The 10738-nt window shown below is 73.5% G+C and carries 13 protein-coding genes; 4 read left to right on the top strand and 9 right to left on the bottom strand.

The window, feature by feature from the left end; genetic code table 11:
- Positions 1–109 precede the first annotated feature (109 nt).
- The 4 genes from ABKW28_RS10975 to ABKW28_RS10960 are packed head-to-tail and all read right to left on the bottom strand — an operon-like array spanning position 110 to position 3235.
- Positions 110–484 carry a cytidine deaminase gene (locus ABKW28_RS10975; protein WP_348609312.1) on the bottom strand — a complete coding sequence of 125 codons (375 nt, stop codon included), beginning with the start codon at positions 482–484 and terminating at the stop codon, positions 110–112.
- Entirely contained in the window at positions 481–1836 is a 1356-nt protein-coding gene (locus ABKW28_RS10970) for a hemolysin family protein (protein WP_193667386.1), read from the bottom strand. The genes ABKW28_RS10975 and ABKW28_RS10970 overlap by 4 nt, the downstream gene beginning before the upstream one ends.
- Positions 1833–2291, bottom strand: a complete 459-nt coding sequence (gene ybeY / locus ABKW28_RS10965; RefSeq protein WP_348609309.1) for an rRNA maturation RNase YbeY — start codon at positions 2289–2291, stop codon at positions 1833–1835. The genes ABKW28_RS10970 and ybeY overlap by 4 nt, the downstream gene beginning before the upstream one ends.
- Positions 2288–3235, bottom strand: coding sequence for a PhoH family protein (locus tag ABKW28_RS10960; protein WP_348609318.1), 948 nt, complete (start codon positions 3233–3235; stop codon positions 2288–2290). The genes ybeY and ABKW28_RS10960 overlap by 4 nt, the downstream gene beginning before the upstream one ends.
- 209 nt (positions 3236–3444) lie before the next feature.
- Here ABKW28_RS10960 and ABKW28_RS10955 point away from each other — a divergent pair, with 209 nt between their 5' ends.
- Positions 3445–3720 carry a hypothetical protein gene (locus ABKW28_RS10955; RefSeq protein WP_341231218.1) on the top strand — a complete coding sequence of 92 codons (276 nt, stop codon included), beginning with the start codon at positions 3445–3447 and terminating at the stop codon, positions 3718–3720.
- 44 nt (positions 3721–3764) lie between these two features.
- On the opposite strand, the gene ABKW28_RS10950 is transcribed toward ABKW28_RS10955, so the two are convergent.
- The 3 genes from ABKW28_RS10950 to ABKW28_RS10940 are packed head-to-tail and all read right to left on the bottom strand — an operon-like array spanning position 3765 to position 6202.
- Positions 3765–4571 carry a hypothetical protein gene (locus tag ABKW28_RS10950; protein WP_348609306.1) on the bottom strand — a complete coding sequence of 269 codons (807 nt, stop codon included), beginning with the start codon at positions 4569–4571 and terminating at the stop codon, positions 3765–3767.
- Positions 4572–4616: 45 nt separating this feature from the next.
- Complete coding sequence (locus ABKW28_RS10945) at positions 4617–5867, bottom strand: hypothetical protein (RefSeq protein ID WP_348609304.1); 1251 nt, start codon at positions 5865–5867, stop codon at positions 4617–4619.
- Positions 5864–6202 (bottom strand): histidine triad nucleotide-binding protein, encoded by a 339-nt coding sequence (locus ABKW28_RS10940; RefSeq protein ID WP_307823103.1) that lies wholly within the window; start codon positions 6200–6202, stop codon positions 5864–5866. The genes ABKW28_RS10945 and ABKW28_RS10940 overlap by 4 nt, the downstream gene beginning before the upstream one ends.
- Before the next feature lie 135 nt (positions 6203–6337).
- On the opposite strand from ABKW28_RS10940, the gene ABKW28_RS10935 reads away from it, so the two are divergent.
- The 3 genes from ABKW28_RS10935 to ABKW28_RS10925 are packed head-to-tail and all read left to right on the top strand — an operon-like array spanning position 6338 to position 8933.
- Positions 6338–6868 carry a SigE family RNA polymerase sigma factor gene (locus ABKW28_RS10935; protein WP_204797316.1) on the top strand — a complete coding sequence of 177 codons (531 nt, stop codon included), beginning with the start codon at positions 6338–6340 and terminating at the stop codon, positions 6866–6868.
- Positions 6865–7908, top strand: coding sequence for a Gmad2 immunoglobulin-like domain-containing protein (locus ABKW28_RS10930; protein WP_193667393.1), 1044 nt, complete (start codon positions 6865–6867; stop codon positions 7906–7908). Before ABKW28_RS10935 ends, ABKW28_RS10930 begins: the two co-directional genes overlap by 4 nt.
- A complete protein-coding gene (locus tag ABKW28_RS10925; protein ID WP_348609301.1) occupies positions 7905–8933 on the top strand; it encodes a Gmad2 immunoglobulin-like domain-containing protein in 1029 nt (342 codons plus the stop codon). The genes ABKW28_RS10930 and ABKW28_RS10925 overlap by 4 nt, the downstream gene beginning before the upstream one ends.
- A gap of 35 nt (positions 8934–8968) precedes the next feature.
- Here the strand turns inward: ABKW28_RS10925 and ABKW28_RS10920 are convergent, their stop codons facing one another.
- Positions 8969–9100, bottom strand: coding sequence for a methionine/alanine import family NSS transporter small subunit (locus tag ABKW28_RS10920; RefSeq protein WP_193667396.1), 132 nt, complete (start codon positions 9098–9100; stop codon positions 8969–8971).
- A complete protein-coding gene (locus ABKW28_RS10915; RefSeq protein ID WP_348609298.1) occupies positions 9097–10653 on the bottom strand; it encodes a sodium-dependent transporter in 1557 nt (518 codons plus the stop codon). Before ABKW28_RS10915 ends, ABKW28_RS10920 begins: the two co-directional genes overlap by 4 nt.
- Positions 10654–10738 lie beyond the last annotated feature (85 nt).

Raw genomic sequence — 10738 nt, 5'->3', positions numbered from 1 at the left:
CCATGCTCAACCTCGGCGGCCACCGGCCCACCCTCCCCGGGCGCACATGACCCACGGAAGAGACAGGAGAGCCAGATTTGCGCCGGGTCGGGGCGAGATATGGGCCGGGTCAGGTGCGGGTGGTGCCGGCGAGGGCGCCCTTGGCGTCCCCGCGATGCACCGGTACGCCGCTGCCGGCGAGGTCGCGCAGCGCGTCGAGGTCGCGCGACGTCACCGCGTCGGCGTCGGTCAGCACGACGGCGGCCTCGAGCCCCGTGGCGCCCGAGGCGACGGCCATCGCGACGCAGACCCCGAGCGCCGAGACCTGCAGGGAGGGCAGGTCGACGGTGGCGGCGGCGTAGGTGCGCCCGTCGGCGTCGCGGACCGCGGCCCCCTCGGCGGCGCGGGTGCGGGCCCGGGTGGAGCGCGCGAGGGTCACCAGCTTCTTGTCCTCGGCGGCCAGCGCCTCGGGGGCGGGATCCTCGGCGGGAGCGGGGGTGCTCACTGGTCCTCGTCGTCCTCTCGGTGGTCGCGGCTGTCGTCGCGACGGTTGTCGGGGCGGTCCTCTTCGTCGTCGCTGTCGTGCACCGGCTCGAGCCGCGAGATGAGCACGGTGACGATCTTGTTGCGGCGCCCGGCGCTGTCCTCGGCGACGAAACGCAGCCCGTGGGCCTCGACCGAGGAGCCGGGGATCGGCACCAGCCCGAGGTGCTTGGCCATCAGCCCGCCGACGGAGTCGACGTCCTCCTCCTCGACGTCGTCGCCGAAGATCTCCTCGAGGTCGTCGACGGGGAAGCGCGAGGAGACCCGCACGACGCCCTCGGCGAGGTGCTCGACCTCGATCTCGTCCTCGTCGTACTCGTCGGTGATCTCGCCGACGATCTCCTCGAGGATGTCCTCGATGGTGACCAGGCCGGCGGTGCCGCCGTACTCGTCGACGACGACCGCGATGTGCTGGCGACGCGCCTGCATCTCCTTGAGCAGCCCGTCGACCGCCTTCGACTCGGGCACCCAGTGCACCGGGCGCATCACCGACTCGATCCGCTCGGTGAACTCGGCGTCGGGCGCCTCGAAGTCGCGCCGCACGATGTCCTTGAGGTAGGCCATCCCGACGATGTCGTCGAGGTTCTCGTCGACGACCGGCAGCCGGGAGTAGCCGCTGCGCAGGAAGAGCGACAGGCTCTGGCGCAGGTTCTTGTGCTTCTCGACGTAGACCACGTCGTTGCGGGGCACCATCACCTCGCGCGCGGTGGTGTCGCCGAGCTCGAAGACCGAGTGGATCATCCGGCGCTCCTCGCTCTCGATGAGCGAGGAGGCCTCGGCCAGGTCGACGAGCTCGCGCAGCTCGGACTCGGTCGAGAACGGGCCCTCCCGGAAGCCCTTCCCGGGCGTCAGCGCGTTGCCCAGCGCGATCAGCACCTGCGGGATCGGGCCCAGGACCCGCGTGACCAGGCTCAGCGGGGCCGCCGAGAGCAGCGCGACGGTCTCGGCGTGCTGGCGGCCCATCGTGCGCGGCGCCACGCCGACGACCACGAAGGAGACCAGCAGCATCACGGCGATGGCGGTCAGCACGCTGGCCCACCACGCCCCGTGCATCAGCTCGTCGACCTGCAGGGCGACCAGCACGATCGCGGAGACCTCGCAGGCCATCCGCAGCAGCAGCGCGGTGTTGAGGTAGCGGGGCAGGTCGTCGAGGAGCCCGATCAGCCGCTTCGCGCCGGCGCGTCCCTCGGCGAGCAGCTCACCGGCCCGGGCGTGGGAGAAGGAGGCCAGCGCGGCGTCGGCGGCCGAGAAGATGCCCGCGAGCACGACCAGGGCGGCCGCCGTCACCAGCAGCCCGACGTCACCGCCGCTCATGCGTCGTCAGTGGCGCGCCACGCGGCCAGCAGCTCGTCCTGCAGGCCGAACATCTCGCGGTGCTCCTCCGGCTCGGCGTGGTCGTAGCCGAGCAGGTGCAGGATGCCGTGCACGGTGAGCAGCTCGACCTCGGCCACGGTGCCGTGACCGGCGCTCTCGCCCTGGCGGCGCGCGATCTCGGGGCACAGCACCAGGTCGCCGAGCACGCCCTCCTCGGGCTCCTCGTCGACCAGGCCCGGGCGCAGCTCGTCCATCGGGAAGGCCAGCACGTCGGTGGGGCCCTCCTTGTCCATCCACTGCTCGTTGAGCTCGGCGATGGTGGCCTCGTCGACGGCCTTGATGCACAGCTCGGCCTGCGGGTGCACGTGCATCCGGTCCATCACGAAGCGGCTGAGCGTGGAGAGACGGCGTACGTCGACCTGCTGGCCGGACTCGTCGAGGACCTCGATGCTCATGGTCGGTTCCCCTGCACGGGTCGGGCGCGCTCGGCGCGGGCGTCGAAGTCGTCGTACGCCGCCACGATGCGGCCCACGAGCCGGTGCCGCACGACGTCGCTGCTGGTCAGGCGGTTGAAGCCGATGTCCTCGACGCCGTCGAGGATCTCCTCCACGACGCGCAGGCCCGAGCGGGTCCCGCCGGGCAGGTCGGTCTGGGTGATGTCGCCGGTGACGACGATCTTGGACCCGAAGCCCAGCCGGGTCAGGAACATCTTCATCTGCTCGGGCGTGGTGTTCTGCGCCTCGTCGAGGATGATGAAGGAGTCGTTGAGCGAGCGGCCGCGCATGTAGGCCAGCGGGGCGACCTCGATGGTGCCGGCGGCCAGCAGCTTGGGGATCGTCTCGGGGTCGATCATGTCGTGCAGCGCGTCGTAGAGCGGGCGCAGGTAGGGGTCGATCTTCTCGCTCAGGGTGCCGGGCAGGAAGCCCAGGCGCTCGCCGGCCTCGACGGCCGGGCGGGTCAGGATGATCCGGTTGACGTGCTTGGACTGCAGCGCCTGCACGGCCTTGGCCATGCCGAGGTAGGTCTTGCCGGTGCCGGCCGGGCCGATGCCGAAGGTGATCGTGTGCTTGTCGATCGACTCGACGTACTTCTTCTGGTTCAGCGTCTTGGGGCGGATCGAGCGGCCCCGGTTGGAGAGGATGTTGAGGCTCAGCACGTCGGCGGGGCGCTCGGTCGTCTCGGTGCGCAGCATCGTCAGCACCCGCTCGACGGTCTCGGTGCTGATGCCCTGACCGGTGCGGATGATGGTGACGAGCTCGTCGAGCAGCCGCTGGGCCAGCGCGATCTCCCCCGGGTCGCCCTCGAGCGTGATCCGGTTGCCGCGCACGTGCACGGCGGCGTCGAAGGCCTTCTCGATCAGGGCGAGGTGCTCGTCACCGGGACCCAGCAGGCTGACCATGTCGATGCTGTTGGGCACCACGACCGTGTGGTGGCTGCGTGCTCCGCTGGTGGGGCTCTCGGCGGGGGTGCTGCGGTCATCGGAGTGGGACATGGATGCCCGGAGGGCGCCTCTCTGTCGTGGGGACGGTGGGTCGAGCGCCTCCCATGCTACGGCGTGGCCCCGAGCAGCACCCACTCAGTAAAGGGGCCCCGACGTAGGCTGGGGCCATGGCCGGGGGCGAGCACGACCTGCGCGACTGGGACGACGAGGACCCCGACTCCCACGACGACGACTCCGCGCCCTACTGGTTCCCCGGCGAGACGATGCCGCCGCACGCACGGGCGATGGGCCTGACCCACCACACGCCCGAGGGCGCGCTGCTCGACTTCGGCGGCAGGCTGGACCCCGCGAAGCGCGTGCACTACTGGACCGCGTGGGCGCTGCTGGTGGTCTTCGGGCTGCCGGTGGTCTTCGCCGTGATGCGGCTCGCCTACCTGTTCTGACGACCCTGACGACCCGGGTGACGGGGCGACCCGGGCGATCGGGGCTACTGCCAGGCCGATGACGGCGCGACCGTCAGCACGACCGTGCCGCCCTCCTCGACGGGACTGCCCGGGCCGGGCTCGATGCCCAGCAGGGCCCCGCGGGGCAGGACCACGCGCGAGGTGGTGTCGCCGGCGTCGGCCGGTGGGGCCGGCACGACCCGCACCCGGAACCCCTCGCGCCGCAGGAGAGCGGCGTACGATCGGGTGGTCGCGGGCCGGTCCCCCCACACCGGGGTGCGCCCCGAGCCCAGGGCCAGGGGGACCGTGGTCCGGGCGTCGGGCTGCAGCCGCAGCGAGCCGCGCAGGACGGCGAGGTCCACGTCACCGGGGTCGGAGACGTGCACGACGAAGGCGACCCCTCGCGACGGGACGGCGAGCACGCTGCGGCACACGCGCGGCGCGAGCCATCCGCACTCCCGACCGCTCAGCACCGGCTCGCCCCCGACCTCCCCGTCCACCGAGAGGTCCTCGAGGAGCCGCGAGCCGTGCGCCGAGCCGGTGTCGACCACGGCCAGGGACGACACCTCGGTGGGGGTCGTGGGCGGCACGGTGAAGGCGCAGTCGGTCATGGCGCCGGTCTCGACGTAGACCGTGTCCTCGACCGGGAGCAGGCACTCGGTGTCGCCGGTGGTCCACCAGTCCGGGACGGCCACCACCACGCCCCCGGCACCGACCCACCGGTGCCCCTCGGGCGCCGGGGCCCCGGCCCTGGGCGGAGCAGGCGCCGAGGCGCCCTCGCCGGAGCAGGAGACCACGAGCAGGCAGGCGACCAGCCCGACCGCGAGCCGCACGAGCCTGGACAGTGACATGGCGGTACGACGCGCGCGCCCGGCGGAGGGTTCCGCCGGGCCGGCTCAGAACCGTCCGACCGGCTCGCCGTCGTAGGCGACCTGGAGGGTGCCCAGGCACATCTCGTCGGTGGAGCCCTCGCCCCACAGCACGTACTTCTCCTCCTGGCCGGCGAAGGCGGGCAGCTTGTCGCGCAGCCACTGCTGGTGGGTGCAGGTCACCGTCAGGGTCTCCCCCGCCTCGAGGCGCAGCGGCTCGACCGGCTTGGAGCCCTGGTCGTCGAAGTCCCACTGGTCGATGTCGAGCAGCGTGCGCTCCTCGGGCGTGCCGGCGTTGGCCACCACCGAGATCTCGCGGCCCAGCAGGTGCATGTGGCCGGCGGCGCCGAGCACCGTCATCGGCTGGCTGACCCGGCGGGTGCAGGTGGTGGTCTCGGAGGGGCCCTGCCCCTCGCCGCACAGCAGGTGCAGCACGTCGGCGGTCGAGGCGGCCGCGCCGAAGCGGCGGCGCAGGTCGACCATCGCCGCGTCGCGCTCGCAGAGCGGGCCGTCGGAGCGCGCGGCCCGGCAGGGCAGCTCGACCGGGGCCGGCATCAGGTAGGTGTGCAGCGGGGTCAGGTCGCGGCTGCCGGGCATCCAGCGCAGCCGGGTCGCCGACCGGTCGGCCGACTGGCCGCGCAGCAGGTTGTAGTGCACCTGCATGACCACCTGGGTGCCGGCCTCGAGGCGGATGCCGTGGCCGTCGCGCAGCTGGGTCTCGTCGCCGCCGGGCGCCCACGCCGCCAGCCAGCTGGCGTCGGAGATGTTGGCCGCGGCCCCCTCGACGCCGCTGCCGCCGAAGCAGGTCCAGCCGGGGTCGACGGTCTTGTGGTCGAGCGCACGCGCCGCCTCGACCTGGTCGGGCTCGACGCGGAAGAGGATCACGTGGTGCACGACCTCGGGGTTGCCGGGCACCACCTGGCTGCCGGTCAGCCACACGTCCTCGTCGAGGCCGGGGTCGAGCAGGAAGCAGCGGTAGTCGTCGGTGCCGTCACCGCTGGGGGCCGAGGGCGTGTACTCCTCGGTCATCTCCAGGCTCATCCGCTTCTCGCCGCGGCGCAGCGGCAGCTCCTTGCCCGGCGGCAGCGACGAGAGCTGCTCGGCCACGACCTCGGGCGGGTCGACCGGCGAGAGCACGCTGGCCGGGTCGCCGTCGCGCCGGTCGTCGGTGCCGAGCACGGCCACGCCGGCCACGACCCCGGCCACGGCGAGCAGGCAGGTCAGGGCGAGCACGGCCAGGCGGCGTACGCCGGGCCGACCGGTGGTCGCGCCGCTCATCCGGGCGGCCACGTCATCGGACGGCCGGCCAGCACGTGGAGGTGGGTGTGGAAGACCGACTGGCCCGCCCCCTCACCGGTGTTGAGCACCAGCCGGTAGTCGTCGTGCCCCTCCGCGGCGGCCACCGCCGCGGCCGCGGTGACGAGCTCGCTCATCACCGCGGGGTCGCCGGCGGCCAGCTCGGCGGCGTTCGCGTAGTGCGTGCGCGGCACCACCAGCACGTGCGTCGGCGCCTGCGGCGCGACGTCGCGGAACGCGACGGTCCCCTCGGTGACGTGCACGACGTCGCCGGGGACCTCCCCCGCGACGATCCTGCAGAACAGACAGTCGCTCACTTGTTGCCTCCCGCGACGCATCGTCCCACAAATCCGTTGCCGCGCCGCGGTAAACCCCCAGGGCCCCTCGGGCGTCGCACTAGCGTGACCACCCATGCGAGCGCTCCCCCACGACGCCCCGGCACCCTGGGCACCGTGAGCGACGAGCCCGCGCGCTGGAGCGCCGACGAGGCGCTCGAGCAGCTGTACGCCGCGCACTGGCGCGAGCTGGTGCGGCTCGCGGTCCTCCTGCTGCGCGACGTGGGAGCCGCGGAGGAGGTCGTGCAGGACGCCTTCGTGGCCGTGCACGGGCGCTGGGACCGCATCCGCGACCCGGCCAGGGCGCTGGCCTACCTGCGCCAGAGCGTGGTCAACCGCGCCCGCTCGGCCCTGCGCCACCGTGCCGTCGTCCAGCGCCACCTCGCCGCCGCGCCCCCGCCGGCCACCGCGGCCCCGGCCGACGAGCGCAGCCTGGTCGCCGACCGCCGCGCGGCCGTCCTCGACGCCATGCGGGCGCTGCCCGAGCGGCAGCGCGAGGTGCTCGCGCTGCGGCACTACCTGGACCTGTCCGAGGCCGAGATCGCCGACGCGCTGGGCATCAGCCGCGGCGCCGTGAAGAGCCACGCCTCCCGCGGCTCCGCCCGCCTGCGCGAGCTGCTCGCGTCGTACCTCGAGGAGTCCTCATGAGCACCCACGACCGCGACGCCGAGCTGGCCCGCCTGCTGGGCGAGGCGGTCGACGACGTCGAGCCCACCGACCGGCTCGACGAGATCCGGGCCCGTACGGCCAGCCCGGGGCCGCAGCGCCGCTGGGTGTACGCCGGCGGCGCTGCGCTGGCCGCGGCCGCGGCCGTGACCGCCGTCGCGGTGCTCGGCCCCGGGTCCACCCCGACCTCGGCGCCCGACCCGGCCGACCGGCCCTCCGCGACCCCCACGCCGAGCACCGACCCGCCGCCCACCAGCACGACCGCCCCGACCACGCCGCCGGTGGCCGAGAGCGTCACCGCCGCCGTCTACTACCTGGGCGACACCCCGCGCGGCCCCCGGCTCTACCGGGAGTTCCAGGCCGTGCCCGGCGACGGCTTCGTGCCGCTGGCCCCCGCGGTCCGCGCGGCGGTGGAGGGCGACCCCGACGACCCCGACTACCGCTCCCCCTGGGCCGGCACCGGCGCGACCCTCACCGGGGCCACCGGGGACGCCGAGCTCGTCACGGTCGACCTCGCCGGCGACCTGCGTCTGCGGCCGGTCGGGCTCGACCCGGCCGAGGCCGCGCTGGCCGTGGAGCAGGTGGTGCGCACCGCGCAGGCCGCCGTGGGCTCGGCGGCCCCGGTGCAGCTCCTGCTCGACGGCGAGCGCACCGACCAGCTCCTCGGCGTACCCGTCGCGGAGCCGCTGGCCCAGGGCGAGGACCTCGACGTGCTGGCCCTGGTCAGCATCAGCGACCCCGCCGAGGGGCAGCAGGTCGAGGGCACCTTCACCGCTCGGGGGCGTGCCTCGTCGTTCGAGGCGACCGTGCCGTGGGAGGTGCGCGACGCCACCGGTGCCGTGGTGCTCGACGGCTTCAGCACCGCCGAGGGGTGGATGGAGCGCCTCTACCCGTGGGAGGCACGGATCGACGTCTCGGGCCTCGAGCCGGGCCGTTACACGTTCGTGGCCATGACCAGTGACCCCTCCGACGGCGAGTCGGGCGGGCCGATGACCGACACACGGACCATCGTGGTCCCGTGAGCACGAGGGAGAGCACCATGACCAGCCAGCAGACCAGCCAGCAGACCAGCCAGCAGACCAGCCGCAGCCGCCGCGGCCCGCTGCACCGCACCCTGGCCGGGGCGGCCGTCACGGCCCTGGCGCTGGGCGTGCTCGCGGGGTGCGGCGACGACGGCGGCGACCGTGCCGACGACCCGGCCCCCGCGGGCAGCACCAGCAGCCCCGGCAGCACCGAGCCGAGCGAGCCCACGACCAGCGCCGAGCCCACCGACACCGCCAGCCCGAGCGTCACCGCCGAGCCCGATCCCGGCGAGACGAGCACCGTGCCGGTCTACTACGTCGGCGACAGCCCGATGGGCCCGCGTCTCTACCGCGAGTTCCGCAAGGTCAGCGGCGACCCGGCGCTGGGTGCCGCCGACATGGTCGCCGCCGGGGTCCCCGCCGACCCCGACTACCGGGCCGCCTTCCCGGTCGACGGCAGCTTCTCCTCGGTCCGCCTCGACGAGCAGGCCGGGCTGGTCATCGCCCAGGTGCCAGACGACCGCTGGGCCGACCGGCCGGCCGACATGTCGCGCAAGCAGGCCCGGCTGGCCGTGCAGGCGCTGGTCTACACGGTGCAGGGCGCGCTGCAGAGCCGCGCGCCGGTGCAGGTGGTCGGCGAGGCCGGTGGTCCGGCGGTGCCGATGTTCGGCATCGACACCGACGGCGGGGTGGCCAACGCCGACCAGCTCGACGTGCTCTCCCTGGTCAGCGTCACCAGCCCCGAGTCCGGCGCCGAGGTGTCGGGCACCTTCACCGCGAGCGGCGTCGCGTCCTCCTTCGAGGCCACCGTTCCGTGGGAGGTCCGCGACGCCTCCGGCACCGTCGTGCTCGACGGCTTCAGCACCGCCGAGGGCTGGATGGACCGCCTCTACCCCTGGCAGAGCGAGGTCGACGTCTCCGGGCTCGCGCCCGGCGAGTACACCTTCGCCGCCATGACCGACGACCCGTCCGGCGGCGAGGGCCCCGGGCCGTTCGAGGACACCAAGGTCATCCGCGTCGGCTGAGCCGGGCCCCGTACGCCGCCGCGGGGCCGCCGCGACTACAGGTCGCGGTGGACCTCGCGCGTCGTCGGGGTCTCGGCCGACCTGGTGAGGTTGAGGATCGCCAGGGCGAGCCCGCCCCAGATCACCAGCATCGCCACGACCATCATCACGATCGCCGTCGTGCTCATCGCTGCACCTCCTCGCTCGCGTCGGTGTCGTAGGTCGCGCCGTCCAGCGCCGTCGCCGAGCGCCAGCGCAGCCGCGCGAGCACGAAGCCGATGACGACCACGGCGGCGGCCGACCCCCAGCCGAAGACGGCCAGCATCCAGGTCGGGTAGCCCTCGTAGGGCGTCTGCACGTCGGTGACGAACGCGTCGACGAGCACGTAGGCCAGGGCGAGCGGCGTCACCACGCCCACCAGCGCGCGCCACCACAGCCCGATGCGCACCGAGCTGTGGTCGTTGAGGTGGGCGGCCAGCTGGGGCAGCGCCCGCAGGCCCCACACGACGACGACCATCGAGACCACGGCGACCAGCAGGATGCCGAACTGGTTGACGAAGTGGTCGACGATGTCGAGCACGTACAGCCCGCTGGTGGTGCCGAGGAAGAGCACGCTCACGATGGCCATCGGCAGCGCCACCAGCAGGGTGGCCGCCACCCGGCCGAGCTCGAACTTGTCGCGCACCGCGGAGATGACGACCTCGGTGATGGAGATCAGCGAGGTGATGCCGGCCAGCACCAGCGAGACGAAGAAGAGCACGCCGATCAGGGCGCCGGCCGGGGCCTCGTTGATGATCGCCGGGAAGGCGATGAACGCGAGCCCCACGCCACCGTCTCCTGCGACCTCGCCGACGGCCTGGCCGCTGTCCTGGGCCATGAACCCGAGGGCGGCGAAGACGCCGATGCCGGCCAGCAGCTCGAAGCCGGAGTTGGAGAAGCCGACGACCAGCCCGGAGCCGGGCATGTCGGTGTGGCGGTGCACGTAGGAGGCGTAGGTGATCATGATGCCGAAGCCGATCGACAGCGAGAAGAAGATCTGGCCGAACGCCGCGGCCCACACGGTGGGCTCGGCCAGGGCGCTCCAGCTGGGCGTGAACAGCGCGTCGAGGCCGCTGCCGGCGCCCGGCAGGAAGAGCGAGGCGACCACCAGCGCGCCGAAGCTCAGCACCAGCACCGGGATGAAGACCATCGCGGTGGCGCCGACACCCTTCTGCACGCCCAGCGCCAGCAGTCCGATGACCAGCGCCCACATCACCACGAGCGGCACCAGCACGCCCGCCACGGGGTCAGCGGTCACGCCCGGATCGCTGACCTGCAGGAAGTCGACCAGGAAGAAGGTCTCGGGATCGGCGCCCCAGGCCTTGGTGAAGGAGAAGAACGCGTAGCGCACCGCCCAGGCCAGCACCGCGGCGTAGTAGATCGCGATGACTGCGCAGATGCCGACCTGCCACCAGCCCAGCCCCTCGGCGCCGCGGCGCATCCGCGCGAACGACAGCGGCGGCGAGCCGCGGAACTTGTGGCCGATGCCGTAGTCGAGCAGCAGGAACGGCACGCCCGCGGTCAGCAGCGCGACCAGGTAGGGGATGACGAAGGCCCCGCCGCCGTTCTCGTAGGCGACGTAGGGGAAGCGCCAGATGTTGCCCAGCCCGACGGCCGAGCCGATGGCGGCCAGGATGAAGACCCGGCGCGACGAGAAGGCGCCACGGCGCTTCTCCTCCTCGACGGCGGTGGACGCGCTCATCAGACCTCCCAGGACGCTGGTGACAGGTGCCTCGGCCGACCATGGACGTGACCGGCGGCACCCCACACTAGGACCGCGCGCCCCC

Source organism: Nocardioides sp. 31GB23, from assembly GCF_040012395.1.
Lineage (GTDB): Bacteria > Actinomycetota > Actinomycetes > Propionibacteriales > Nocardioidaceae > Nocardioides > Nocardioides salarius.
Note: the sequence above shows the minus strand (reverse complement) of the source record. Positions and strands in the feature narration are given on the sequence as shown.